Here is a 26619-nt window from a genome sequence, read left to right as displayed (position 1 = left end):
ATGAGGACTTCGGCGCCATGCTTTTGTCCCCGGCTGCCATGGCCCGCCCTTCCCAACGGTCTTCCGAAGACAGGATCTCTCCATGCTGCGCACCGACACGCCCGTTACCGTCTATCGCAAGGACTATACCCCGCCCCCGTTCGCCATCGACCACGCCGACCTGGTGCTGGACCTCGACCCGCAACGCACCGTCGTCACCAGCACGCTGCGCTTCGCGCGCCAGGCCGGCGCGCCCGATGCGCCGCTGGTGCTGTGCGGCGAGGAGCTCGAACTGATCGGCGTCAGCCTGGACGGCAAGCCGGTCGCCAACGCGACCCAGGAAGCTGGCACGCTGACCATCCCCGGCCTGCCGGCGCAGGGCACGCTGGAGATCGTCACCGCCTGCGAGCCGGCGGCCAATACCACGCTCTCGGGCCTGTACGTGTCCAACGGCAACTTCTTCACCCAGTGCGAGGCCGAGGGCTTCCGCCGCATCACCTACTTCCTCGACCGCCCGGACGTGATGGCGACCTACCGCGTCACGCTGCGCGCCGATCGCGTCGCCTATCCTGTGCTGCTCTCCAACGGCAATCTCGTCAGCAAACAGGACCTGCCCGATGGCCGCCACGAAGCGGTGTGGGAAGACCCGTTCCGCAAGCCCTCCTACCTGTTCGCGCTGGTCGCCGGCAAACTCGAATGCATCGAGGAACGCATCCAGTCCGCCTCCGGCAAGGACAAGCTGCTGCAGGTCTGGGTCGAGGCCCGCGACATGGAGAAGACCCGCCATGCCATGGATTCGCTGATCCACTCGATCCGCTGGGACGAAAAGCGCTTCGGGCTGGAGCTGGACCTGGACCGCTTCATGATCGTCGCCGTCGGCGACTTCAACATGGGCGCGATGGAGAACAAGGGCCTGAACATCTTCAACACCAAGTATGTGCTGGCCAACGCGCAGACCGCCACCGACACTGACTTCGCCAATATCGAAGCGGTGGTCGGCCACGAGTACTTCCACAACTGGACCGGCAACCGCGTGACCTGCCGCGACTGGTTCCAGCTCTCACTCAAGGAAGGCCTGACGGTGTTCCGCGACCAGGAGTTCTCGGCCGACATGATGGGCTCCGAGTCCGGTCGCGCGGTCAAGCGCATCGAGGACGTGCGCGTGCTGCGCCAGGTGCAGTTCCCCGAGGATGCCGGCCCGATGGCGCATCCGGTGCGTCCCGACAGCTACGAAGAGATCAATAACTTCTACACCGTCACGGTGTACGAGAAAGGCGCCGAGGTCGTGCGCATGTACCAGACCCTGCTCGGCCGCGAGGGCTTTCGCAAGGGCATGGACCTCTACTTCGAGCGGCATGACGGCCAGGCCGTGACCTGCGACGATTTCCGCGCGGCGATGGCCGACGCCAACGGCCGCGACCTGACCCAGTTCGGCCTCTGGTACAGCCAGGCCGGCACGCCAGTGGTGACCGCGCGCACCGCGTGGAACGCCGACGACGGCAGCCTGACGCTGACGCTGTCGCAGCGCTGCCCCAAGGTCGGCATCGAGACCCGCGCCGGCACGCCCGAGAAGCAGCCCTTCCATATCCCGTTCGCGCTGGGCCTGCTCGGCGCCGAGGGCCAGGACCTGCCGCTGCAGCTCGAAGGCGAAAGCGCGCCCGCGGGCACCACGCGCGTGCTCGACCTCACGCAGGCCGAGCAGAGCTTCCGCTTCATCAACCTGCCACAAGGCGAGGCCGCCCCGCTGCCCTCGCTGCTGCGCAACTTCTCCGCGCCGGTGATCGTCGATGCCGAATACACCGACGCGCAGCTCACCTTCCTGCTGTCGCACGACAGCGATGCCTTCAACCGCTGGGAAGCCGGCCAGCGCCTGGCCACCCGCGCGCTGCTGCAGCTGGTGGCCGACGTGCAGGCCGGGCGCGAGCTCAAGCTCGATCCCGCGCTGGTGCAGGCCATGCGCACCGTGCTGACCGATGACACGCTCAACCCCGCCTTCCACGAGCAGGCACTGGTGCTGCCCGCCGAGGCCTACCTGGCCGAGCGCATGGGCGTGGCCGATCCCGCCGCCATCCACCGTGCCCGCCAGTTCATGCGCGAAGGCCTGGCGCGCGCGCTGCGGGCCGACTGGCTTGCCGCTTACGAGGCCAATGCCACCCCGGGCGCATACTCGCCCGATGCGGCCTCGGCCGCCAAGCGCGCGCTGCGCAACCTGGCGCTGGGCTACCTCGCGGACAGCCGCGATGCAGACATGCAGGCCCTCGCCGACCAGCAGTACCAGACCGCCGACAACATGACCGACCGGTTCGCCGCGCTGTCCGCGCTGGTCAACAGCTTCGCGCCCGGCCGCGAGCATGCGCTGGCGGATTTCTACGAGCGCTTCGAGGACGACGCGCTGGTGATCGACAAATGGTTCTCGCTGCAGGGCATGCAGCGAGGTGAAGTCGGCCCGCACGCCGGCAAGCGCACCATCGACACCGTGCGCGCGCTGATGGAGCACCCCGCCTTCAACCTGCGCAACCCCAACCGCGCGCGCGCGCTGATCTTCAGCTTCTGCTCCGGCAACCCGGCGCAGTTCCACGCCGAAGACGGCTCGGGCTACCGCTTCTGGGCCGACCAGGTACTGGCGCTCGACGCCATCAACCCGCAGGTCGCCGCGCGCCTGGCGCGCGTGATGGACCGCTGGCAGAAGTACGAACTGAACCTGCGCGACCGCATGCGTGCCGAGCTGGAGCGCGTGGCCGCCAGCAATACGCTGTCGCGCGACGTGCGCGAGATCGTCGGCAAGGCGCTCGCCGCCTGACGGGAGAAACCGAGCGGAAAAAGCAAACAAGGAGGCACCGCACCGCCCCCTTTGCCCAGCCCCCGGCAATGCCGCCAACGCGGCCAGCCGGGGCCGGGCATGTAGAATTGCGGCCACCCAAGGAGAACCAACCATGACTCGCATCAGCCTCACGCGCTACCTGGTCGAGGAGCAGCGCAAGCACAACACGATCCAGCCCGAACTGCGGCTGCTGATCGAAGTGGTCGCGCGCGCCTGCAAGGCCATTTCCAACGCCGTCAGCAAGGGCGCGCTCGCCGGCGTGCTGGGCTCGGCCGGCACCGGCAACGTACAGGGCGAAACCCAGCAGAAGCTGGACGTGATCGCCAATGAAGTGCTCCTCGACGCCAACGAATGGGGCGGCCACCTCGCCGCGATGGCGTCGGAAGAGATGGAATCGTTCTACGAGATTCCCAACCGCTACCCGAAGGGCGAATACCTGCTGCTGTTCGATCCGCTCGACGGCTCGTCCAATATCGACGTCAACGTCTCGATCGGCACCATCTTCTCGGTGCTGCACATGCCCAAGCCCGGCCAGACCGTGACCGAGGCCGACTTCATGCAGCCCGGCACCCACCAGGTCGCCGCCGGCTACGCCGTCTACGGCCCGCAGACCACGCTGGTGCTGACTGTCGGCAACGGCGTGCACATGTTCACGCTGGACCGCGAGGCCGGCAGCTTCGTGCTGACCCAGTCCAACGTGACGATCCCCGAAGACACCAAGGAATTCGCCATCAACATGTCGAACATGCGCCATTGGGCTCCGCCCGTGCGCCGCTACATCGACGAATGCCTGGCCGGCGACGAAGGCGCGCGCGGGAAGAACTTCAACATGCGCTGGGTCGCCTCGATGGTCGCCGACGTGCACCGCATCCTGACCCGCGGCGGCATCTTCATGTACCCGTGGGACAAGCGCGAGCCGGGAAAGCCCGGCAAGCTGCGCCTGATGTACGAAGCCAACCCGATGGCGATGCTGGTCGAACAGGCCGGCGGCGCCGCCACCAATGGCCACGAACGCATCATGGACGTGATGCCCGAGAAACTGCACCAGCGAGTGTCAGTGATCCTGGGCTCGAAGAACGAGGTGGAGCGCGTCACCCGCTACCACCAGGAGGCCGAAGGCAAGGCCTGAGCCTCGCCGTCCGGCAAGCAAACGGGGCGCCCGGCCGGCGCCCCGTTTTTATTGGCATGAGGGCCGGGAGGCACAGGGGCTTCCCAAGCCGATAAAACGCTGCTACTATTGCGGGCTGTTCCAGTTCACATGGAACATGTTGCCGAAGTAGCTCAGTCGGTAGAGCAGCTCATTCGTAATGAGAAGGTCGGGGGTTCGATTCCTCTCTTCGGCACCAATAAAATCAAGCACTTAGCCCAGCCCATCCGGTTGGGCTTTGTTGTTTCTGGGCGCCGTGTAGCCACCATGTAGCCGGTTGTCCGCGGCAATTCCGCAGGGACTGGAATGCGATCCCGATGCGGAATTCATCAGGGCGCATCCGAGCCAATGAATCGACCATCTCACGCAAGCGACGCCTGGCTCGATCTTGTCCAGCTAGTAGCGGTGGGTGATCAGGGGTTCGAGGCTGAGATGGTCGCTGCCTCGACAGCTTGTCGGAATCACGTCTATCATTGACGCTAATGAAGGCCGGAGTGCACTTGACTTGTGCACGCAAGGGACGGCACCTGGCGCGGGGCTTGAGTGTTTGGACGCGACTGCATGAACGCGACTGCAGCGCGGAATCCGGCGCGCGATCGACCCTGGTCCTGCAGATTGAAACACTGCCAAGCAAAGCACGCGAACTGGCCCTGCGGTCCTGGCCAAGTCGCATTTCCTGCCGCGGGGTATTTGCAAGATGAGCAGCCATCCAATGGATCCGCCTGCGCCGCCGCCAGCTCCGCGCACATGGGACGCACGTCTGGCGCGACGGCTTGTCGAACCGCTCAAGGATTCCTGGGTTACGCCCAATCATCTGACCACACTCCGGCTTTTGACCGGCATGGCCGGCGTGGCGTGCCTCACGCAAGGCGGCTTCGCCTGGGCGAATGGCGGTGCGCTGCTGGTCGTGCTTTCCAATTTTATTGACCACACCGACGGAGAACTCGCGAGGATCAGCGGGAAATCCAGCAAGTTAGGCCATTTCTACGATCTTTTCAGCGACGCAGTGGTCACTATCCTGCTCTTCGTCAGCATGGGGATCGGCGTCTCGGGCCAGTTTCCGGACGCCGCGGTGTCAGGGGTCGTGCGCGGCAGCGTGGCGGGCGTGGCCGTGGCGCTGATCTTCTTCTTGCGCATGCGCATCGAAGCGCTCGCTGGCAAGACCGCCGCGAAACAGGCCTCGGTCGGTGGCTTCGAGACGGAGGATGTGCTCTACCTCCTGCCACTTGTGACCCTGAGCAGTGCCATCGCCCCGTTCCTGACGGCGGCGTCGATCGGCGCGCCCTTGTTCGCGGCATGGGTGATCATCGACTACTGGCGCGTCGTGCGGCGCGCTCGCCCCGTTACAGCGGCTACCAGACCATGAGGCGCCGATGAGCGGACAAGCCGAAGCGGACCCGGGTCTTCTCACCCTGCCTGGCGAGCGGCAGCAGCCGTTCGCCGACCCTGCCGATGCGCGTGCCGATCCCGATACAGAGGTGGCCGCACGGGTTGGCACACTCGGGCACAGCGTGCTGCGCGCGGAATTCGAGCGCCAGGGTGCGTTCTTGCATGTGGGCGACTTCCTGCCGGACGACGTCACGGAAGGGCTGGTTGCCAGCGCCCGGGCCTTGCAAGACCAGATCAATCGCAATTATCTCCCGGGCCACAAGCAGGGCGGCAGCGTCAGCCGCCATACGATCGACCAGCACGCACCTTTTATCGCGCAACTCTATCGGTCCAAGGCGCTGATCGGCTGGCTCGAACAGATCTGCGGCGAGCAGCTGCTGCCTTCGCCCGAGGAGGATCCGCATGCCTACGCGCTCTATTACTACACGCGCGAGGGCGATCATATCGGCTGGCATTACGACACCTCTTACTACAACGGCCGGCGCTATACCTTGCTGTTCGGCGTGATCGACGAGTCGTCGTGCCATCTCGACTACGAATTGCACACGCGCGAGCCCGATGTGCCCACGCAAGCGGGGTCGGTACAGATTCCCCCCGGTGGCCTCGTTTTCTTCGATGGCGACAAGTTGCGCCACCGCATCACGCCACTCGGGGCGAACCAGATGCGGGTGTCGCTGACCTTCGAATACGTCACCGACCCGGGCATGCGGCCCTGGCTGCGTTTCGTCTCCAATATGAAGGACGCGCTCGCTTATTTCGGCTTCCGGCAAGTATTCAAACGGCTGGCCAAGGGCCAGCAGCCCCGGGCATGACGCGTGCGGCGATGATTTTGCTGTCGGTCGGTGCGGCGCTCTTTGTCGCCTTGATTGCCTTCACCGGATTCGGCTCGGTGGCGTCGACGCTGATGTCCGCGGGCTGGTTGAGCCTGCTGGTGGTGGCGTTTCACCTGCTGCCGCTGGCGCTGGATGCAGGTGCCATCTTCGTACTGTTCGATCGCCACGCCGAGCATCGCACCATGCGCGACGCGCTGCTTGCGCGCTGGGTGGGCGAGTCCGTGAACAGCCTGCTGCCCGCCGGACAGCTAGGTGGACCGGTGGTGATGGTGCGCCATCTCGCGCAACGCGGTGCGCGCATGCGCGACGCTGCCGCGGCCATCACCGTCAGCACGACGATGCAAGCGATCGCGCAGTTGGTGTTCGCGGTGCTCGGACTCGTGCTGTTCGGCGCGTCCACGGCGCGCGGCGCGGGCGAGGATTTGCGCCTGCCGGCCATTGCCGTCACCGCGCTGCTGGCGCTGTGCATGGTCGGGTTCTATGTGGCGCAGCGGCGCGGCCTCTTTGGGCGCGTGCTGCGCTTGCTGTCGAAATTGTCGGGAAAGCGCGATTGGTCTGCGCTGACGACGCGTGCCGATGCCGTGGACGCAGCCGTGCGCCAGATCTATCGCGCGCCCGGCAAGGTCGCCGCGACCTTCGCGCTGAGCCTGGCGGGCTGGCTGGTCGGCACCGGGGAGGTGTGGCTGGCCCTGCGGTTTCTCGGCCATCCCGTCAGCTGGCTCGACGCCTTGCTGCTGGAGAGCGCCGGGCAGGCGATCCGCGGCGCCGCGTTTGCGATTCCCGGCTCGCTGGGCGCCCAGGAGGGTGGCTACCTGCTGCTCGCGCCATTGGTGGGCCTGCCTGCCGACGCGGCGCTGGCGCTGTCGCTGATCAAGCGCGCCCGGGAAATCGCGCTTGGCGCGCCCGGGCTTCTGTATTTGTACTGGAGTGAACGAAACCACCGGCGGCGAAGCATGGGGGGTGTGCCGGCTACCGATTGATGGCGATTTGCATGGAAGCGGAGAAAAATATGCGAGCGATTATTCTTGCCGCGGGCCTTGGCCTGCGTTTGCAGCAACCGCCCGAAGAACAATTCCCGAAATGCCTGTTGCGCTTCGATGGCATCACCCTGCTGGAACGGCATCTACGCATGCTGGACGCGGCGGGCGTCACGGAGATCGTGCTTGCGCTCGGTTTCCAGCCTGAGCAGGTCAAGGCCGAACTCGACCGGCTCGGACGTTCGCCCCATCCTGAAATCGTTCTGAATCCGCGCTACGAGCTCGGCAGCGTCCTGACCGTGCACACCGTTGCCGACGCGCTCACGCGCGGCGGCGACGTGCTGCTGATGGACGCCGACGTGCTCTACGACGAGCGCATTCTCGCCGCGCTGGTCGCCGGCGAAAGCGTCAACCGCCTGCTGATCGACCGCGACTTCGAAACCGGCGACGAGCCAGTCAAGCTTTGCCTGCGGGACGGCCTTCCAGTCGAGCTGCGCAAGCAGGTCGCGGTGGGCCTGGAATATGACACGATCGGCGAGTCGGTCGGCTTCTTCCGTTTTAGCGAGCAGACCGCGCGCCGCCTGGCGCAGATCGTCGCGGGGTATGTCGAGCGCAACCAGGAGAAGATGCCGCACGAGGAGGCCGTGCGCGATCTGCTGCTGGAGGGCGGCCATGCATTCGAGATCGCGGACGTGACCGGTGCGCCCTGGCTCGAGATCGACTTCCCGGGCGACGTCGTGCGCGCGCGCGATGAAGTGTTGCCGGAACTCCGGCGCCGGTCTGGAGTCTCCTCGGGAGTCACGCCATGAACGCACGCGATCCGGCTTGGTCCACGGCGTCGCGCAGCGCCGCGCTGCGCCAGTTGCTGGTGGGCAGCGAACTTGAATTCATGATGGAGGCCCACAACGGACTCTCGGCCCGGATTGTGCGCGAAGCGGGCTTCAAGGCCATCTGGGCCTCCGGCCTGGCGATCTCGGCGCAATTCGGCGTGCGCGACAACAACGAGGCAAGCTGGACACAAGTGGTCGACATGCTCGAATTCATGGCCGATTCCAGCGGCTTGCCGATCCTGGTCGACGGCGATACCGGCTACGGCAACTTCAACAATGTGCGGCGCCTGGTGAGGAAGCTCGAACAGCGCGGCATCGTGGGTTTGTGCATCGAGGACAAGCAGTTCCCCAAGACCAACAGCTTTATCGACGGCGAACGCCAGCCGCTGGCCACCATCGACGAATTCTGCGGCAAGATCAAGGCCGGCAAGGATACGCAGACGGATGCCGATTTCTCGATCGTCGCACGCGTGGAAGCACTGATCGCGGGCTGGGGCATGGACGAGGCCTTGCGCCGGGCCGAAGCCTATCGGCAGGCCGGTGCCGACGCGATCCTGATCCACAGCAAGCTGTCGCGGCCGGATGAGATCCTCGAGTTCGCACGCGAGTGGGCCGGCCGCGCTCCGCTGGTGATCGTGCCGACCAAGTACTACAGCACCCCCACCGAGGTGTTCCGCCAGGCCGGCATCAGCGTCGTGATCTGGGCCAACCACCTGATCCGTGCGGCGGCATCGTCGATGCAGGCGGTGGCCAAGGAGATCCACGACACCCAGACGCTGGTTCATGTCGAGGACCGTATCGCGCCGGTGAGCGAGATCTTCCGCCTGCAGGATGCCGACGAGTATTCCGCCGCCGAACGGCTGTACCTGTCTGGCTCCGAGGCGCCCGGCGCGGCGGTTGTGCTGGCGGCGAGCCGGGGTGAAGGGCTTGACGCCCTGACCGCCGAGCGGCCCAAGGTCATGCTGCCGGTCGCAGGCAAGCCGCTGCTGCGCTGGCTGGTGGACGCCTTCAAGATGCAGGGCATCCACGACATCACCGTGGTCGGTGGCTATCATGCCGATGCGATCCAGAGCACGGGTGTCAAGCTGGTGCGCAACGAGCGCCACGCAAGCACCGGCGAACTGGCGTCGCTTGCGTGCGCGGCCGACGGCCTGCATACAGATACCGTGATCGCCTACGGTGACCTGCTCTTTCGCAGCTACTTCCTGCGCGACCTGTTCGAGAGCGATTGCCGCTTCAGCGTGGTGGTCGACTCGTCGCAGACGCAACCGGCGAATCAGAGCGTACGCGATTTCGCCTACTGCTCCGCGCCTGACGATCGCGCCCTGTTCGGCCAGAAGGTCCTGCTGCGGCATGTGTCGAACAAGGCGCGGGAAGTGGCCGTCACCGGCGGGCAGGCGCCGCAGGGGCGCTGGATCGGCCTGCTGTGCGTGCGCGGCGCCGGGCGTGAGGCCTTGCAGCAGACACTTGCCGGCCTGCGTGCGCGGGCGGATTTCGACACGCTGGACATGCCTGACCTGCTCAACGCCTTGATCGATGCAGGCGAGGAGATCGACGTGAAGTATGTGCACGGCCACTGGCGCAGCGTGAACGACCTGGAGGACTACCAGCGCGCGGGCGAATTCGCGCATGCCCGGATGCCGTTCGCCGAGGGCGCACCCGGCAGCGAGAAACGCCGATGATCGAAGCGGCTCAGTTTATCGAGGCGGCGCTGGCGCGTGGCTTCTCTTGGTATGCGGGGGTGCCGTGCTCCTACCTCACCCCCTTCATCAATTACGTGCTGCAGGATCCATCGTTGCACTACGTCTCGTCGGCGAACGAAGGCGACGCGGTAGCGCTGATCGCAGGCGTGACGCTCGGGGCCAGAGGGGGCCGGCGCGGCATCACGATGATGCAGAACTCCGGCCTTGGCAATGCGGTGAGCCCGCTCACTTCGCTGACCTGGACGTTTCGCCTGCCGCAATTGCTGATCGTGACCTGGCGAGGGCAACCGGGCACCGCGGACGAGCCGCAGCACGCGCTGATGGGCCCGATCACGCCTGCGATGCTCGACACCATGGAGATACCCTGGGAGCTGTTCCCGACCGACGCGGCCGCCATCGGCCCGGCGCTCGATCGCGCGCTGGCGCATATGGACGCGACCGGACGCCCTTACGCGCTGGTCATGCAAAAGGGCAGTGTCGCGCCCTATGCGCTCAAGCCGCAGGATCGACCCGCGCCGCGTGCGCGATGCGCGGTGCGCACGCAATGGCGGGGGGGCGCGCCGGATGCGCTGCCTTCGCGTCGCGATGCCTTGCAGCGCGTGATTGCACATACGCCGGCCGCTTCGACGGTGGTACTGGCATCGACCGGTTTCTGCGGCCGCGAACTGTATGCGCTCGATGACCGGCCAAACCAGCTCTATATGGTGGGCTCGATGGGTTGCGTGGCGCCGTTTGCGCTCGGCCTCGCACTGGTGCGCCCGGACCTGCATGTGGTCGCCATCGACGGCGATGGCGCCGCCCTGATGCGCATGGGCAACTTCGCCACGCTGGGTGCATACGGCCCGTCGAACCTCACGCACGTGCTGCTCGACAACGGCGCACACGACTCGACCGGCGCACAGGCCACGGTGTCGCCCAATGTGTCATTCGCCGGCGTGGCGGCGGCTTGCGGCTATGCCTCGGCGGTCGAAGGCGACCGCCTCGAGCTGCTTGACGATTGGCTTGCGGCGGCTGTGCCTGTCGAGCCGGGTGCACCCGCTCCCGGCTCGCGTTTCGTGCGGCTGATGATACGCGCCGGCACGCCGGATGGCCTGCCCCGGCCCACCATCACCCCCGCGGAAGTGAAGTCACGCCTCGCGCGCCACATCGGCGCTGATCACGGAGAGAACTGATGCTATTGCTCAACCCCGGCCCGGTTACCTTGTCTGAGCGCGTCCGCCGCAGCCTGCTGCAGCCCGACCTATGTCATCGCGAAAGCGAATTCTTCGATTTGCAGGACGAGGCGCGCGCGCGGCTGCTCGACATCTACCGGCTGGACCCCGCCGAGTGGGCTGCGATATTGATGACTGGGTCAGGCACAGCAGCAGTCGAAAGCATGATTGCCGCGCTGGTGCCCGCGGGCGGCAAGCTGCTCATTGTCGAGAACGGCGTGTACGGCGAGCGCATCACGCAGATTGCGAGTCAATACCGCATCGACCATGAGGTGCTCAAGCATGACTGGATGCAGGCGCCCGATCCCGACCGGCTGGCCGCTATGCTCGACGCGGACCGGACCATCGGCCATGTGGCGGTGATCCACCATGAAACGACGACCGGGCGCTTGAACGATCTGCACGCGCTCGACGCCGTTTGCCGCCAGCGAGGCGTTCGCTTGCTGGTCGACGCCGTCAGCAGCTTCGGCGCCGAGGCGATCGACTTCGGCGGCAGCATTGCCGCCGTGGCCGCCACTGCCAACAAGTGCCTGCACGGCGTGCCGGGGGCCGCCTTCGTGATCGCGCGGCGTGACGCGCTGGCCCAGGCCGCAAGCCGGACCTACTACCTGGATCTTGGCCGGCTGGCACGCCTGCAGGATCAGCGCAACACCCCTTTCACCCCGTCCGTGCACGCCTACTACGCCCTGGTGGAAGCGCTGCGCGAGCTCCACGACAGCGGCGGCCAGCCCGCCAGGCACGCGCACTATGCGGCCCTGGCCGAGCAAGTGCGCGCGGGACTTGCGTTGCGTGGCATCGCAAGCGCGTTGCCGGCGGACCAGTCCTCCGTCGTCCTGCGCGCCTACCGTTTGCCGGCAAGCTTGTCGTACACGCAGTTGCACGACGGCTTGAAAGCGCGCGGCTTTGTGATCTATGCAGGGCAGGGGCAGCTGTCGAGCGAACTATTCCGGATCTCCACGATGGGACATATCCAGGCGCACGACATCGAGCGCCTGCTGCGGGGGTTTGCGGCATTGATGACTTGATGCCACTTCGGCTTGCTGCGGTGACCGCACAGTTACCTCGACGGCAGGATTTGGCGATGCCGCGTCACCGCGACGACTGATGAAGCGTTGAGCTGAGGACTCGATCCACAAACCCGGACGGCGTCAGGCTCTCCGGGTTTCTTGTTGCCTGGGCTCGGCCAGCGATGGCGGCGGGCGCCCCACCCGCCGCGCCCACCAGTACCGGAACGGGTGCTCGGGGTCGGGATAGAGCACAGGCTGGCTGAAGCAGCCGGCGTGCTTCATCAGGAGGTAGGCGGCAAGAATGGCCGCCCAGAATACGAGCAGTTCCACGATCACGGCCACCCTTGTTATCCAGGTGGCCGTTTTCATTATAGGTAGCCGGCGAACAACGGGACCGATGACGCACCCCGTGCATACCCTACCCCCTTAATACACCTCCGGCACGATCATCTCCTTCGGCACCGGCTGCCGCACATAGTCCTCGTGCCGCTCCCGCCCCGGCAACACCACGGTGGGCGCTTCCACTTCCGCATAGGGCACCTGGCTGAGCAGGTGCTGGATGCAGTTCAGCCGCGCGCGCTTCTTGTCGTCGGCCTGCACCACCCACCACGGCGCCTCGGCGATATGGGTGCGCTCGAGCATGATTTCCTTGGCCTTGGTGTAGTCCTCCCAGCGGCGCTGCGACTCCAGGTCCATCGGGCTGAGCTTCCACTGCTTGAGCGGGTCGTGGATGCGGCTGAGAAAGCGCAGGCGCTGTTCGTCGTGGCTGATCGAGAACCAGTACTTGATCACCTGGATGCCGGAGCGCACCAGCATCTTCTCGAACTCGGGCACGGAGCGGAAGAACTCTTCGTACTGGTCGTCGTTGCAGAAGCCCATCACGCGCTCGACGCCGGCGCGGTTGTACCAGCTGCGGTCGAACAGCACGATTTCGCCGGCGGCCGGCAGGTGTGCGGCGTAGCGCTGGAAATACCACTGCGTGCGCTCGCGGTCGTTGGGCGCTGGCAGTGCCGCCACGCGGCATACGCGCGGGTTGAGCCGCTGCGTGATGCGCTTGATCACGCCGCCCTTGCCGGCGGCGTCGCGCCCCTCGAACAGGATCACGATCTTGTGCCCGGTGGCGGCGACCCAGCTCTGCAGCCGCACCAGCTCGCCCTGCAGGCGGAACAGCTCGCGGAAATAGCGCCGGCGGCTGTCCTGCTCGGCCTCGTCGGACAGGTGCACCGGATCGCCGAAGGCCTCGCTGGCTTCGCGATCGTCCAGTTCCAGTTCGATCTCTTCGTCGTAGTAGTCGGCGACTTCATTGTGGATACGCCGCACAAGATCTGCCTCTCCCGGTCTCATCTGCTCTCCCTGTGGATACAACGCGGTCGCGGCAATGCTCGCATGCCAGTGTTGCAGCCGCGTGAAGGCGGGCGGGCCTGCCCCGGCAGGCCCGCCCTGCATGCAGGTTACGCCAGCTACGCCGAGGGGTTGATGTTGTGGTTATGACGGAACAGGTTGTCCGGGTCGTAGCGCCGCTTCACCTCGACCAGCCGGTCATAGTTGAGCCCGTACGCCGCGCCGACGCGGTCGACCTCTTCCTGGGTCAGAAAGTTGACGTAGACGCTGCCCAGTGCATAGGGCGTCGCCGCGCGGAACACTTCGCGTGCCCAGGCGATGCACCGGTCGTCGTCGGCAGGCGAATCCCAGCGCCCGTGCAGGTTCATGATGAACTTGGCGTCGCGGCTGGCATAAGCGGTCGCGTCCGGGGCCACGCGGTTGGTCTGGCCGCCCATCGCGCCGATAAAGACCTCGCACTGCGGGGACGGCAGCTTGCCGATCTGCTCGATCAGCATCGTGATCATGCCGTCGTCCAGGCCGGCAAAGTTATGCGACTTCCAGTAGTTGCGCGCGCCCGGCGTCAGCAATGGATCGAAGGCCTGCTGCCAGGCGGTGAATGGCATCGGGCCGACGTGCTCGCCGTAGGGCGTGCCAAGCTTGCGCAGCGGCTCGACCAGTTGGGGACCCTTGTCGGGCGGGCCGATATAGCAGATCGCCAGCGCCGCGATCGGCTTGCCGTGCGCCTCGGGAGGCAGGAACGGCAGCGGCGGCGCCTGGCGCAGCACCACCCATACGGTCAGCTCGTCCGGCATCGACTCGTACAGCTCGCGGTAGGCGGGGATCACGGCGGCCGCCTGCTCCAGCGGATAGACGATCAGGCCGCCATACACTTCCGGCCCCACCGGGTGCAGGCGGAACTCGAACATGGTCACCACGCCGAAGTTGCCGCCGCCACCGCGCAGCGCCCAGAACAGGTCGGCGTTCTCGTCGGCGCTGGCGCGCAGCAGCTTGCCGTCGGCAGTCACCACCTGCGCCGATACCAGGTTGTCGACCGTGGTGCCGAACTTGCGGCTGAGCCAGCCGAAGCCGCCGCCCAGCGTCAGCCCCGCGACGCCCGTGGTGGAGTTGATGCCCAGCGGCGTGGCCAGGCCGAAGGCCTGCGCTTCATGGTCGAAGTCGCGCAGCGTGGCGCCGGGCTCCACGTAGCCACGCTGCGCCTTGGGATCGACGCGCACGGACTTCATCTGCGACAGGTCGAGCACCATGCCGGCTTCGCAGATCGCCAGTCCGCCGATATTGTGGCCGCCGCCGCGTATCGCCAGCAGCACGCCGTTGTCGCGCGCGAAATTGACGGCGGCGATCACGTCGGCAGTGCCGGCGGCTCGCACGATCAGCGCCGGGTGGCGGTCGATCATCGCATTCCAGATGCTGCGGGCCTCGTCGTAGCCGGGGTCGGCCGGTTGCAGCAACTGCCCCCTCAGGCGGGACTTGAGTCCCTCGACAAGTTCGCTGGATAGCTGGGCCATGATGTGCCTCCCGATGCTGGTTGCGAATATCGGACGGCGCGCGGCGGATGGGGAAGTGATGACCACGAGGACCGATGACTTCACCATTTAAGGCGGGCACCGGATGAATGTAAACGTGTACTGGGTAGTGCGCGCGGCAAGTGCGGTACGGCGATCATGCCGCCATGCCGGCCTATCATGAATCGACGGCGCGCAATCGCAGCGCCTAACGAACAGCGCCATGAACCCTTCGACCTCACCTCCCCTATTCCTTTGCGGCGACGTGATGACCGGCCGCGGCATCGACCAGATCCTCGCGCATCCCAGCCAGCCGCTGCTGCACGAATCGTATGTGCATTCCGCGCTCGACTACGTGCACCTTGCCGAGCGCAAAGCCGGACCGATCGCGCGCCTCGCCGCGCCGGAATACCCGTGGGGCGTGGCGCTGGCGGAACTAGAAAGCCGCGCGGCGCGGCCGCGCATCGTCAATCTCGAAACCGCCATCACCACCAGCGACGACGCCTGGCCGGGCAAGTCGGTGCACTACCGGATGCATCCGGGCAATATCGCTTGCCTGCAGGCGGCGGGCATCGACTGCGCGGTACTGGCCAACAACCATGTGCTCGACTGGGGACGCGCAGGGCTGGACGATACGCTGGCAGCACTGGACGGGGCGCACATCGCGCATGCCGGCGCCGGCCCCGACGAGGCCTCCGCCGCACGTGCCGCGCTGTTGCCGCTGCCGGGCGGCGGCCGCGTGGTGGTGCTTGGCTTTGCGATGGAGAACGCCGGCACGCCGGCGGCGTGGCGCGCCAGTGCCGGGCATTCGGGCGTGAACCTGCTCGATGACTGGTCCGATGCTTCGCTTGAACGCATCGCGGCACAAGTGCGCGGCATCAGGCGGGCGGGCGACGTGGTAGTGATTTCAATCCACTGGGGACCGAACTGGGGCTACCGCATCGACCCGGCGCAACGCGCCTTCGCACGCGGCCTGGTGGGGCGCGCCGGCGCGGATATCGTCCACGGCCATTCCTCGCACCATCCGCTCGGCATCGAGCTGCATGCGGGCAAGCCGATCCTCTACGGCTGCGGCGACTTCATCAACGACTACGAAGGCATCGGCGGCTACGACGAGTACCGGCCCGACCTGGCGCTGATGGCCTTCGTCAGCTTCGATCGCGGCGGCCGCGCCGACCTGCGGCTGGTGCCGCTGCGCCGCAGCCATTTCCGGCTGCAATATGCGCGCGAAGTGGATATCGCGTGGCTGCTGGCGATGCTCGCGGACGAAGGGCGCGCGCTTGGCACAAGTTGCGAGCGCAGTGGCGTGCACGAGTTGCGCGTGTTCGCGGCGTGAGGCCTGCGCCAATGAAAAGCCCGCCGGCGAGGCGGGCTGACAACGTGTGGCCCCGCGCGCGAGGCCGTTTTCTAATGCCGGTGAATCATGTGATCGAACCAGGTCTTCACCGACTGCTCTTGTTGCTGCAGCAGCGTCGGGTTCTTTTCGCGCAGGACCCAGATGACGATCGCCGCACAGGCAACCAGGGCGATCAACACCAGCGCAGTGATCATTGTGGCAGCCATAGCAACCTCCTGTCGGTAGTGTGGTTGCACCTTCAGTGTAGGTCGGCTGGCAGGCGGTTGCAGGGACGCAGAAAGCAGGAAGGCCAGCCGTGCTGGCTGGCCTTCCGGTTATTCAAGTGCCACGTGTGTCGGTTCTGTGTAACGCTTCCACAGTTTGCTGATTCCGCTTCTGCATTCACTGCCCGACGCTAGCTCTTCTCGCCCATCCTGCGGCACCCCAGGACATAACTGCAGCATAGTACAAATCTCCGGGGAGGGAAGCGTCCAGAAGGCTTGCTATGCGGCGCCGGCTCAGGTCACCGCGATGCGGTCGTCGACGAGCCGGATCTGCCCGCCAGGCTTGTCTTCCATCACTTTGAGCACACGGCTGCCTACCTGCAGCGTAACGCCGCCGTGGATGCGGTGCGCGGCGTCGATCACGGCGTCGGCGGCGGGCTGCATCTGCTGGCCGAGTTCGGTCAGCCGCCCCTCCAGCTCGAACAGGTCGCGCGAGAGCTTGAACAGCGTCGCGCGCGCCTTCTCGCGCAGGTCGCCGACGGCTTTGTCCGGGTGCTGGGCGAAGAACGCCACCAGTTGCCTGACCTTGTTCTGCTCTTCCAGCAGCCGGCGGCGATCGCCTTCCAGCGCGGCGCGCTGCGCGTCGGCGTAGGGGTTCAGGCCGACCTGCACGCTGGTGGCGGTGCCGGCCGGGGCGCCCAGCACCGCGGCGCGCACGGCCAGCATGGCGCGGCTGCGGCCGCCGCTGATGCTGCCCTGCACGCCGGGGCCGCCCACCACGATGCGCTCGCCCGCGGCAACATCGCTCTGGCGGATGCCGCTGTCGACAGTGACCTCGGTACCGGCCTCGACCACGGCGTTCTCGATAAAGCGCGCCTTCACCGCGCCCTTGCAGCGCACGCTGGCGCGGCTGATACCGCCTTCGGTGTGTCTGGACTTGGCCTTGCCGATAATGCCGCCCTTGACCACGACGTTGCCGCCCGCCTCGACGTTGGCGGCCTCGATGGTGCCTTCGACCACCACGTCGCCGCTCACGCTTACCGACATGCCGGTACGGATATCGCCCGACACGCGCAGCGTGCCGTCGAACGCGACATTGCCGGAATGCAGGTCGACCGACTCCACCTGCACCACCGGGCTGACCGAGATGCCATAGACGCCGACCACAGGGGATCCTGCGATCACCGCGACCAGCAGGTTGGCATCGTCGGGATCGGCGGCCGCGCCGGTGAGGCCTTCTGCGAAGGGTGGATCCTCCACAGGATCTGCCGCGATGGGCTTGCCGAACACGTCCACGCCGTCGTTGCCGGGCACGGCCGGGATGCGGCGCATCAGCGGCGTGCCGGGGCTGAGCAGCAGCAGGTTGCCCAGGTCGCGCAGGTCGACCTTGGTGGCTTCGTCGTCGGCCTGCGCCGGCTTGCGCGGCTCAAGCAGGTTGACGAAGCGCGCCGGCTCGCCCTGGCGGGGTGCCACGCCGGCGGCGATGGTGCGCAGCTCGCAGGTGCCTTCGGCCAGTGCGGCATCCAATGCAAGGCTCTGGATCGGCGCCACCACGCCAAGGTCCGCCACGGCACGGCGGATGTCCTCCGCGGTGACCGGCCTTCCGCCTTCGGGCGGCATCAGCGTCAGCCGCACGGCCAGGCCGTCGCCGGTGATATCGAGTTCAAAAGCGCCGTCGATCAGCGCGCCGATGGTGGCGTCGATCTCATGCTCGGCGCGCTGGCATTGCGCCAGGAACTGCGCCACCGCGCGCGCTTCCAGCCGCGCGCCGGCCCAGCCCAGGCTGGCCAGGCATTGCTTGAGGCTGTCGTGATCCGGCGGTAACCTGCCGGGCTCCGGCGTGTAGCGCGCATGCACCTGCTCGCCTGGCTCCGTGAGCTCCAGGCGCAAACCTGACTCGTGAATCATGAGTCCCCCGACTGTTCTTGTGGAGAGGCAGCCCGCCACGGGCTGTTCCACATGGCAGTACCGCACTGCGGGACGGCCGGCCATGGCGCCGGCGCTCCGCTTGTTATCGATCTATGACCAACGGCAGAAGGGTCGCCAAACTTGAGCGCACAACATACCCTGCCGAGGTGGGGTCTGCGCCACCTGCGCCACCTGCGCCACCTGGGCCACCTGCGCCGGCGGGGCCCGGCGGGACTTTTGGGTAAACTGTCGGCATTCCAGGGCGCGCCGCGCCCTGCCAGCCTGTGCAGTCCCCCATGTCCAATACCCACGAAATCCGCCCCGGCCAGTCCATCGAGCTGCTCAAGGAACTCCATATCCTGACGCGCGACGGCAAGATGAACCAGGACAGCCGGCGCAAGCTCAAGCAGGTCTACCACCTGTTCCAGTTCATCGAACCGCTGCTGCAGGAGGTCAAGCAGGACCGCGGCCGCGTCACGCTGGCCGACCATGGCGCCGGCAAGTCCTACCTCGGCTTTATCCTGTATGACCTGTTTTTCAAGACGCTGCAGGACGACTCCCACATCTACGGCATCGAGACCCGCGAAGAGCTGGTGAAGACCTCGCAGGCGCTGGCCGCGCGGCTGGGTTTTCCGGGGATGTCGTTCCTGAACCTGTCGGTGGCGGATTCGATCACCTCGCCGGAGCTGCCGCCGAAGGTGGACGTGGTTACCGCGCTGCACGCGTGCAATACCGCGACCGACGACGCGATCCGCTTCGCGCTGGCCAAGCAGGCGCGGCATATCGTGCTGGTGCCGTGCTGCCAGGCGGAAGTCGCAAGCGTGCTGCGCAAGCACAAGGGCAAGCTGCTGGCCGGCAACCCGCTGACCGAGATCTGGCGCCATCCGCTGCATACGCGCGAGTTCGGCAGCCAGGTGACCAACGTGCTGCGCTGCCTGCAGCTCGAGGCGCACGGCTACCAGGTCAGCGTGACCGAGCTGGTGGGCTGGGAACACTCGATGAAGAACGAGCTGATCATCGCGCAATACAAGGACCTGCCGCGCCGGCGCCCGGCCGAGCGGCTCGAGGACGTGCTGGAACAACTCGGGCTGGAGGAGATGCGCGAGCGCTTCTTCACCACACCGGCGTAATCAGCCTTTCCGCGGCTCGTCCTCGCCCGCCATCCAGCGCTGCCAGCCGGCATGGCCGAGGCGGCGCATGGTGGCCTGGTTGCGCGCGTAGATATCCGCCGCATCCGGGAACGCCGCCACCGCGCGCGCGATGCTGTCTTCGCGCAGCAGGTGCAGAATCGGATACGGGGCGCGGTTGGTGTAGTTCTCGATATCGTCCGGCTCGGTGCCCGCGAACTGGTAGTGCGGATGGAAGCTGGCGATCTGCAGCGTGCCTTCCAGGCCGAGGCTGCCGAGCAGGCGCTCGGCGAAATACAGCAGGTCGTTGAAGTCGAGGAAGTCCGCCACCGCATCCGGCAGGATCAGCAGCGTCGTGTCGATCTGCGCAGGGTCGGCTGCCTCCAGCAGGCGCAGTTCGCGTTCCAGGTCGTCCATCACATCCGGCGCTTCCGTGGCCGTGCTGACCACGTAGCGGACCTGTTCCTTCACATACACGCTTTTGGCGAACGGGCACAGATTGAGCCCGATCACGGCGCGCTCCAGCCAGTGGCGGGTGGCGGCAATGACGGTGTCTGCGGAGGTGGCGGCGGAAGACATGATGGCAATACTCGGGGAAACCGTCATTCTAGCGCTGCCGCAGGCTCTATAATCCGCGGCGGAAACACCCTCGCCGTCCCTTGAGCTTCCCCATGCCCTCTTCCCTCAACCCTTCCCTGCACAGCACCAGTACCGACGTTGCCATCATCGGCGGCGGCCCGGCCGGGCTGATGGCCGCCGAAGTGCTGGCGGCACAGGGTGTCAGCGTGGCCTTGTATGACGCGATGCCGTCGGTCGGGCGCAAGTTCCTGATGGCCGGCAAGGGCGGTATGAACCTGACGCATGCGGAGCCGGAGCCGGCCTTCCTGGGCCGCTATGGCACCCGCGCGGCACAGATCGCGCCGATGCTAGCGGGCTTCGGCCCGCAGGCCCTGCGCGAGTGGGTGCATGGGCTTGGCATCGACACCTTTGTCGGCAGTTCGGGCCGCGTCTTCCCGACCGACATGAAGGCCGCGCCGATGCTGCGCGCCTGGCTGCACCGGCTGCGTGAATCCGGCGTGCAGTTCCATATGCGCCATCGCTGGCTGGGTTGGGAGGACGGCGCGCAGCACACCCTGCGCTTCGCTACGCCGCACGGCGAAGTGTCCGTGCAGGCTCGCGCCGTGGTGCTGGCGCTGGGCGGCGCAAGCTGGGCGCGGCTGGGATCGGATGGCGCGTGGGTGCCGCGACTGGCGGAGCGCGGTGTCGAGATTGCGCCATTGCGGCCGGCCAACTGCGGTTTCGATGTGGCGTGGAGCGAAGGCTTTGCCTCGCGCTTCGCGGGCACGCCGGTCAAGCCGGTGGCCATCGCCCTCACGGATCCCGACGGCCATCCGCACTACCGGCAGGGCGAGTTCGTGATCAGCGCGAACGGCATCGAAGGCAGCCTGGTCTATGCGCTGTCGGCACCGATCCGTGACCGCCTCGAAGCCGAAGGCAACGTGGTCATCCACCTGGACCTGCTGCCTTCGCACAACGCCGAACAGGTCAGCACCGAGGCCAACCACCCACGCGGCTCGCGTTCGCTGTCGAGCCACCTGCAAAGCCGGCTCGGTATCACGGGCGTGAAGGCAGCGCTGCTGCGCGAATGCCTGCTGAAGGACGCGATGTACGACCCCGGCACGCTGGCCATCTCGCTCAAGGCGCTGCCGCTGCGGCTGCTGCGCGCGCGGCCAATCGATGAAGTGATCAGCAGCGCCGGCGGCGTGCGTTTCGAAGCGATGGATGAACGGCTGATGCTGCGCGCAATGCCCGGCGTGTTCTGCGCGGGCGAGATGCTCGACTGGGAAGCGCCCACCGGCGGCTACCTGCTGACGGCATGCTTCGCCAGCGGGCGCACCGCGGCGCTGGGCGCCGCGGCGTACCTGCAGCAGGCTTAGGCGGCGGCCTTGCCGCCGACGAGGCTCAGCGCCACCGCCTCGGCCACTTCGATGCCGTCGATCGCGGCCGAGTAGATGCCGCCGGCATAGCCCGCACCTTCGCCCGCCGGGTACAGGCCCTTCACATTGATGCTCTGGTAGTCGTCGTTGTTGCGGCGGATGCGCAGCGGCGACGAAGTGCGCGTCTCCACGCCGGTCAGCACCGCATCGTGCAGCGCAAAGCCGGGCAGCTTCTTGTCGATCTCGGGAATGCCTTCGCGAATCGCTTCGATCACGTAATCCGGCAACGAAGTGCTCAGGTCGGTCGGCGTCACGCCAGGCTTGTACGAGGGCTCGACCGAGCCCAGCGAGGTCGACGGCCGGCCGGCAATGAAATCGCCCACCAGTTGGCCAGGCGCGCAGTAGTTGCTGCCACCCAGTTCGAACGCGCGTTCTTCCCACTTGCGCTGGAACTCGATGCCAGCCAGCGGGCCGCCGGGATAGTCCTCCGGCGTGATGCCCACCACGATGCCCGCGTTGGCATTGCGCTCGGCGCGCTTGTACTGGCTCATACCGTTGGTGACCACGCGGCCCGGCTCGGATGCTGCCGCCACCACCGTGCCGCCCGGACACATGCAGAAGCTGTAGACCGAACGCCCGTTGCTGCAGTGATGCACCACCTTGTAGTCGGCCGCGCCCAGCAGCTTGTTGCCGGCGAACTTGCCGAAGCGGCTGCGGTTGATCAGCCCCTGCGGATGCTCGATGCGGAAACCCAGCGAGAACGGCTTGGCCTCCATGAACACGCCGCGCTCGTGCAGCATCTCGAAGGTATCGCGCGCGCTGTGGCCGACCGCCAGGATGACGTGGTCGGCTTCCAGGTATTCGCCGTTGGACAGCTTCAGGCCGCGTACCTGGCCGTCGTCGATCTCGAAATCGTCGACGCGCGTCTCGAAGCGGATCTCGCCGCCCAGTTCGATGATTTCGGCGCGCATCTTCTCGACCATGCTCACCAGGCGGAAGGTACCGATGTGCGGGCGCGCCTTGTACAGGATGTCCTCCGGCGCGCCGGCACGCACAAACTCGTTCAGCACCTTGCGGCCATAGTGCCTGGGGTCCTTGATCTGGCTGTACAGCTTGCCGTCCGAGAACGTGCCCGCGCCGCCTTCGCCGAACTGCACGTTCGACTCCGGGTTGAGCACGCTCTTGCGCCACAGGCCGAAGGTGTCCTTGGTGCGCTCGCGCACTTCCTTGCCGCGCTCCAGGATGATCGGGCGGAAGCCCGACTGCGCCAGGATCAGGCCGGCCAGCAGGCCGCACGGGCCCATGCCGATCACCACCGGGCGCGGATGCGAGCTGCTGGCCTGCGCGCGCGCGACGAAGTGGTACTCCATGTCGGGCGTCACGCTCCAGTTCGGCTTGCCGGCCATGCGCTTGATCGCCGCGGCTTCGTCACTGACTTCGATATCGATGATGTAGGTCAGCTTGATATCCGAGCGCTTGCGCGCATCGTGGGCACGGCGGAACACGGTATAGCCGATCAGGCCGTCTCCCTTGACGCCGATCTGCGCCGCGCTGGCGCGCACGGCGGCGTCCAGGTCGCTTTCGGTATGGTCGAGCGGGAGTTTGACTTCACTTAGACGTAGCATGGGGAACCCGAGAACTGCGGCCGGGGGGTTGGGCACACAAACGTGCCAGGCCGGCCGGAGCGCAATTTTATAGTTTTTCGGGCGCGAGGTCGGCAATCCGGCGGGATGCAGGCTTGCGGACCGAGCCGCCGGGGCGCGCAGGCCGCATGAGCAAGGCCTTCACGAGTGCCAGCAAACCCGGCGGTTGCGCGATCGCCAGCGCGCCCGGGCGCCGCGCCGCAACCTCCAGCCAGCCGCGTGCGGGCACGACCAGCGTGTCGCCGGCGCGCAGCCGCTGGCGCGGCATATGGCAGGTATCGGCCAGCCATTGCGGCGGCCCGACGATTTCCAGTTCGCCCGCACTGGCATGCAGCACGGCGCCCGCCGCCACGCGGATGCGCAGGCTCTGACCGGCCGCGAGCCGCACGGAGGGTGATGCGGAGGAAGTGTCTTCAGGATCGCTTTGCATGACGTGACTCCGGTAACAGGCACAGGACTCCAGCCTATCGACCGGCACCCGCCCGCGGCAGGCACACCCCGGAACCGCACGGACCAGAACAGCAAAGCGAATTCCGCCCTGTTACGATACAGCCGCCCCGCTTCTGTATCTGTACCGATGCGGCCAACCACGCCACGATGCCGCCATGGATTCCGCCCCGCTCTACCGCCAGGTTGCCGGCCACTATCGCCGCGCCATCGAATCCGGCACGCTCACCGCCGGCGACCGCATGCCGTCCGTGCGCGCGCTGATGGCGCTGCATAGCGTCAGCCTGTCCACCGCGCTGCAGGCCTGCCGGCAACTTGAGAGCGACGGCTTGCTGGAAGCGCGGCCGCGCTCGGGCTATTTCGTCGCGGCGCCGCAGCGTTCGCCGCTGGCGGCGCTGGCCGAGCCGGCGGCGGCCTTGCCCGATCCGGCGCAGTACGTCGGCATCCACCAGCGCATTTCCGGATTGCTGGCGCGCGGCCAGCACCAGCATGTGCACACCAACCTCGGCGGCGCCTATTGCGCGCCGTCGCTGTATCCGACCGAAGCGCTGCGCAGCGCCGCGGCCCGTGCGCTGCGCCGCCATCCGATGCTGTTCGGCGAAGCGGTCGAGCCCGACGGCTACCACCCGCTGCGCGCCGCGCTGGCGCGCCAGGCGCTGCGCTCGCGCGTGCAGCTGGCGCCGGAAGAGATCGTCATCACAAACGGCTGCACCGAGGCGCTCAACCTGGCGCTGCGCGCGGTAGCCGGTCCCGGTGACGTAATCGCGGTGGAGTCCCCGACCTACTACGGCCTGCTGCAGATCCTGGAAAGCCTGGGCATGCGCGCGCTGGAAATCCCTTGCAGCCCGCAGACCGGCATCTCGCTCGAGGCGCTGGAGCTGGCCGCGCAGCACTACGACAACATCCGTGCGGTGGCGGTGGTGCCCAACCTGCAGAACCCGCTCGGCTGCATCATGCCGGATGCGAACAAGGCGCGGCTGGTGCAGTGGTGCGAGGCGCGCGGCATCGCGCTGATCGAGGACGACTGCTTCTCGGCCACCGCCGACGGCGACACCCCGCCGGCCGCGGCCAAGGCATGGGACGAAAGCGGCAACGTGATCCACTGCGCCTCGCTGCACAAGGTGCTGGCGCCGGGCATGCGGCTGGGCTGGATTGCCGCGGGCAAGTGGCAGGCGCGCGTGGAGATGCTGAAGTTCGGGCTGTCGCGGCCCAACGAGATGCTGTCGCAGATGGCGGCGGCGGACTTCCTGGCCTCCGGCGCGCATGACCGCCACCTGCGCCGGCTGCGCACGCGGCTGCAGGCGCAGCGCGAATGGTTCGCGCAGGCGGTGGCGGCGAGCTTTCCGGCCGGCACGCGGCTGGGCGCGCCGCGCGGCGGCATGCACCTGTGGGTGGAGATGCCCGCGCAGGTCTCGTCCGAAGCGGTGTTCGACGAGGCCCTGGCGGCCGGCATCCGCGTGATGCCGGGCGTGATGTTCTCCAATGCCGGACGCTTCGACCACTGCCTGCGCATCAACTGCGGCACGCCACGCTCGACGCAGATCGAACGCGCGCTGGGAACGCTGGCCTCGGTGGTGCAGCGGCTGGCCGGCTAGCGGCGCCGTCTATTTGCAACATCACTCCCTTTTTACGCCTTGCTCGCCTATCCTAGTGCGCTGTTGCGCAGGAGGGGTGGCCCGGCTGGTTCCCGGGCATCGGCAAAGACCGCCGCGCAGCACGGGAAAAAATAAAAAGGAGAATGGCCTTGAGCAGTGCATCCGCGGCGTCGCCCGCCGGCAATACCGGCAACCTTGGCGATCACCCAGACGACTACCCGACCCTGTTCCAGCTCGCACCGGTATCGCTGTGGCTGGAAGACTTCAGCGCCGTGCGCCGGCACTTCGAGCGGTTGCGCAGCGAAGGCGTTACCGACCTGCGCGCGTGGCTGCGCGCCGACCCGCAGCAGGTGGCGCGGTGCTCTGCGCTGATCCGCGTGATCGCCGTCAACCAGCGCACGCTCGACCTGTTCCGCGCGGCCGATCTCGACGACCTGGTGGCCAACCTCGACACCGTGTTCCGCGACGACATGTTCGACCAGCACGTGGAAGAACTCGGCCAGCTGTGGGATGGCGGCAAGCGCTTTGCCAGCCAGACCGTCAACTACACGCTCGACGGCGAGCGGCTCGATATCCGGCTGGAGGCCACGGTGATGCCTGGCCATGAAGACACCTGGGAACGCGTGCTGCTGTCGGTCGAGGACATCACCGCGCGCGTGCGCACCGAGCGCGAACTGCGCCACAGCGAGCAATATGCGCTCGGAGTGTTCGAGCATTCACCGGTGTCGTTGTGGGTGGAGGACTTCAGCGCGGTCAAGATGTTGCTGGATGAGGTGCGCGCCGCCGGCATCACCGACTTCCGCACCTTCCTCAACGTGCATCCGGATTTTGTCTCGCGCTGCATGCAGGAGATCCGCGTGCTCGACGTCAACCAGCAGACGCTGCTGATGTTCGGCGCGGAATCGAAGCAGATCCTGCTGTCGCGGCTGGGCGACGTGTTCCGCGACGACATGCGCATCCACTTTGCCGAGCAGCTGATCGACCTCTGGCATGAAAAGCTGTGGCAGCAGCGCGAGGTCATCAACTACGCGCTGGACGGCCGCGCGGTGGATGTCTTCATGCAATGGTCGGTGTTTCCGGGGCGCGAAGCGGACTGGGACCAGGTGCTGGTGTCGCTGACCGACATCACCGCGCGCAAGAAGGCCGAGGCCTATGTTGAGTTCCTGGGCAAGCACGACGTGCTGACCAAGCTCTACAACCGCGCCTACTACGAAGACGAACTGGCACGGCTGGGCCGCAAGGGCCCTTGGCCGGTCAGCGTGGTGGCGGTGGACCTGAACGGGCTGAAGGTGGTCAACGACCAGTTCGGCCACGCCGACGGCGACGGACTGCTGCGCCGCACCGGTGAGGTGCTGAAGAAGGCCGTGGGCGAGCAGGCCTGCGTGGCCCGCATCGGTGGTGACGAGTTCATGATCCTGCTGCCGGGGCGCGACGAGCGCGGCGCCGCCACCGTGGTCGAACAGATCGACAAGGTGGTGGAACTGAACAACCAGTTCTATCCGGGCGCGCGGCTGAGCTTCTCCATCGGCCACGCCACCTGCGTGCAGGGCGACCGCCTCAGCGACGCCGTCAAGCTGGCGGACAGCCGCATGTACGACGCCAAGCGCGCCTACTACGAGACGCCGGGCAACGAGCGGCAGCGCGACTGAGGGACTGGCC

General features: G+C 66.9%; 22 protein-coding genes and 1 tRNA gene. 15 read left to right on the top strand and 8 right to left on the bottom strand.

Annotated elements, in window-relative coordinates:
* Positions 1-82: 82 nt before the first annotated feature.
* The 10 genes from pepN (at position 83) to ABNX08_RS04675 (ending at position 11915) form a co-directional block, all read left to right on the top strand.
* Positions 83-2779, top strand: coding sequence for an aminopeptidase N (gene pepN, locus ABNX08_RS04720; RefSeq protein ID WP_349609512.1), 2697 nt, complete (start codon positions 83-85; stop codon positions 2777-2779).
* Positions 2780-2912: 133 nt separating this feature from the next.
* Positions 2913-3929 (top strand): class 1 fructose-bisphosphatase, encoded by a 1017-nt coding sequence (locus tag ABNX08_RS04715; RefSeq protein ID WP_022534010.1) that lies wholly within the window; start codon positions 2913-2915, stop codon positions 3927-3929.
* Between the two features lie 141 nt (positions 3930-4070).
* Positions 4071-4146 (top strand) — tRNA-Thr (locus ABNX08_RS04710).
* A gap of 498 nt (positions 4147-4644) precedes the next feature.
* Positions 4645-5313 (top strand): CDP-alcohol phosphatidyltransferase family protein, encoded by a 669-nt coding sequence (locus ABNX08_RS04705; RefSeq protein WP_041680964.1) that lies wholly within the window; start codon positions 4645-4647, stop codon positions 5311-5313.
* 7 nt (positions 5314-5320) lie between these two features.
* On the top strand, positions 5321-6148 hold the full coding sequence (locus ABNX08_RS04700; protein WP_022534008.1) for a hypothetical protein: 828 nt from the start codon (positions 5321-5323) through the stop codon (positions 6146-6148).
* The gene (locus ABNX08_RS04695) at positions 6145-7149 is read left to right on the top strand and encodes a flippase-like domain-containing protein (protein WP_022534007.1); all 1005 of its coding nucleotides are present in this window, start codon (positions 6145-6147) and stop codon (positions 7147-7149) included. The genes ABNX08_RS04700 and ABNX08_RS04695 overlap by 4 nt, the downstream gene beginning before the upstream one ends.
* 29 nt (positions 7150-7178) lie before the next feature.
* Entirely contained in the window at positions 7179-7955 is a 777-nt protein-coding gene (locus ABNX08_RS04690) for a phosphocholine cytidylyltransferase family protein (RefSeq protein ID WP_041681274.1), read from the top strand.
* Positions 7952-9658, top strand: a complete 1707-nt coding sequence (gene aepX, locus ABNX08_RS04685; RefSeq protein ID WP_349609516.1) for a phosphoenolpyruvate mutase — start codon at positions 7952-7954, stop codon at positions 9656-9658. Before ABNX08_RS04690 ends, aepX begins: the two co-directional genes overlap by 4 nt.
* The gene (gene aepY, locus ABNX08_RS04680; RefSeq protein WP_022534004.1) at positions 9655-10851 is read left to right on the top strand and encodes a phosphonopyruvate decarboxylase; all 1197 of its coding nucleotides are present in this window, start codon (positions 9655-9657) and stop codon (positions 10849-10851) included. The genes aepX and aepY overlap by 4 nt, the downstream gene beginning before the upstream one ends.
* Positions 10851-11915 (top strand): 2-aminoethylphosphonate aminotransferase, encoded by a 1065-nt coding sequence (locus tag ABNX08_RS04675; RefSeq protein WP_022534003.1) that lies wholly within the window; start codon positions 10851-10853, stop codon positions 11913-11915. The genes aepY and ABNX08_RS04675 overlap by 1 nt, the downstream gene beginning before the upstream one ends.
* A gap of 123 nt (positions 11916-12038) precedes the next feature.
* Here ABNX08_RS04675 and ABNX08_RS04670 read toward each other — a convergent pair whose 3' ends face one another.
* The 3 genes from ABNX08_RS04670 to ABNX08_RS04660 form a co-directional block, all read right to left on the bottom strand.
* Complete coding sequence (locus ABNX08_RS04670; protein ID WP_041680963.1) at positions 12039-12266, bottom strand: hypothetical protein; 228 nt, start codon at positions 12264-12266, stop codon at positions 12039-12041.
* A 57-nt stretch (positions 12267-12323) separates the two neighbouring features.
* A complete protein-coding gene (ppk2, locus tag ABNX08_RS04665) occupies positions 12324-13241 on the bottom strand; it encodes a polyphosphate kinase 2 (RefSeq protein ID WP_041681273.1) in 918 nt (305 codons plus the stop codon).
* A 116-nt stretch (positions 13242-13357) separates the two neighbouring features.
* Complete coding sequence (locus tag ABNX08_RS04660) at positions 13358-14746, bottom strand: FAD-binding oxidoreductase (protein ID WP_022534000.1); 1389 nt, start codon at positions 14744-14746, stop codon at positions 13358-13360.
* Positions 14747-14966: 220 nt separating this feature from the next.
* Here ABNX08_RS04660 and ABNX08_RS04655 point away from each other — a divergent pair, with 220 nt between their 5' ends.
* Positions 14967-16079, top strand: a complete 1113-nt coding sequence (locus ABNX08_RS04655; protein WP_349609519.1) for a CapA family protein — start codon at positions 14967-14969, stop codon at positions 16077-16079.
* 71 nt (positions 16080-16150) lie between these two features.
* On the opposite strand, the gene ABNX08_RS04650 is transcribed toward ABNX08_RS04655, so the two are convergent.
* Positions 16151-16306, bottom strand: a complete 156-nt coding sequence (locus tag ABNX08_RS04650; protein ID WP_022533997.1) for a hypothetical protein — start codon at positions 16304-16306, stop codon at positions 16151-16153.
* A 291-nt stretch (positions 16307-16597) separates the two neighbouring features.
* Positions 16598-18211 carry a DUF342 domain-containing protein gene (locus ABNX08_RS04645; protein WP_022533996.1) on the bottom strand — a complete coding sequence of 538 codons (1614 nt, stop codon included), beginning with the start codon at positions 18209-18211 and terminating at the stop codon, positions 16598-16600.
* Positions 18212-18507: 296 nt separating this feature from the next.
* Between ABNX08_RS04645 and ABNX08_RS04640 the strand changes: the two genes are divergently transcribed.
* Positions 18508-19341, top strand: coding sequence for an SAM-dependent methyltransferase (locus tag ABNX08_RS04640; protein ID WP_022533995.1), 834 nt, complete (start codon positions 18508-18510; stop codon positions 19339-19341).
* Here ABNX08_RS04640 and ABNX08_RS04635 read toward each other — a convergent pair whose 3' ends face one another.
* Complete coding sequence (locus ABNX08_RS04635) at positions 19342-19917, bottom strand: DUF1415 domain-containing protein (protein WP_349609522.1); 576 nt, start codon at positions 19915-19917, stop codon at positions 19342-19344.
* 92 nt (positions 19918-20009) lie between these two features.
* Between ABNX08_RS04635 and ABNX08_RS04630 the strand changes: the two genes are divergently transcribed.
* Positions 20010-21275, top strand: a complete 1266-nt coding sequence (locus ABNX08_RS04630; protein WP_022533993.1) for a TIGR03862 family flavoprotein — start codon at positions 20010-20012, stop codon at positions 21273-21275.
* Here ABNX08_RS04630 and ABNX08_RS04625 read toward each other — a convergent pair.
* A complete protein-coding gene (locus ABNX08_RS04625; RefSeq protein WP_022533992.1) occupies positions 21272-22900 on the bottom strand; it encodes an NAD(P)/FAD-dependent oxidoreductase in 1629 nt (542 codons plus the stop codon). The two genes, ABNX08_RS04630 and ABNX08_RS04625, sit on opposite strands and share 4 nt — an antisense overlap.
* Before the next feature lie 67 nt (positions 22901-22967).
* Entirely contained in the window at positions 22968-23348 is a 381-nt protein-coding gene (locus ABNX08_RS04620; RefSeq protein ID WP_022533991.1) for a hypothetical protein, read from the bottom strand.
* Between the two features lie 175 nt (positions 23349-23523).
* On the opposite strand from ABNX08_RS04620, the gene ABNX08_RS04615 reads away from it, so the two are divergent.
* Positions 23524-24960, top strand: a complete 1437-nt coding sequence (locus ABNX08_RS04615) for a PLP-dependent aminotransferase family protein (RefSeq protein WP_022533990.1) — start codon at positions 23524-23526, stop codon at positions 24958-24960.
* A 143-nt stretch (positions 24961-25103) separates the two neighbouring features.
* Positions 25104-26609 carry a diguanylate cyclase domain-containing protein gene (locus tag ABNX08_RS04610; protein ID WP_349609526.1) on the top strand — a complete coding sequence of 502 codons (1506 nt, stop codon included), beginning with the start codon at positions 25104-25106 and terminating at the stop codon, positions 26607-26609.
* Positions 26610-26619 lie beyond the last annotated feature (10 nt).

Source organism: Cupriavidus sp. DF5525 (assembly GCF_040149425.2).
GTDB classification, from domain to species: Bacteria; Pseudomonadota; Gammaproteobacteria; order Burkholderiales; family Burkholderiaceae; genus Cupriavidus; species Cupriavidus pickettii_A.
This window is presented reverse-complemented; position numbering and strand designations above follow the sequence as displayed.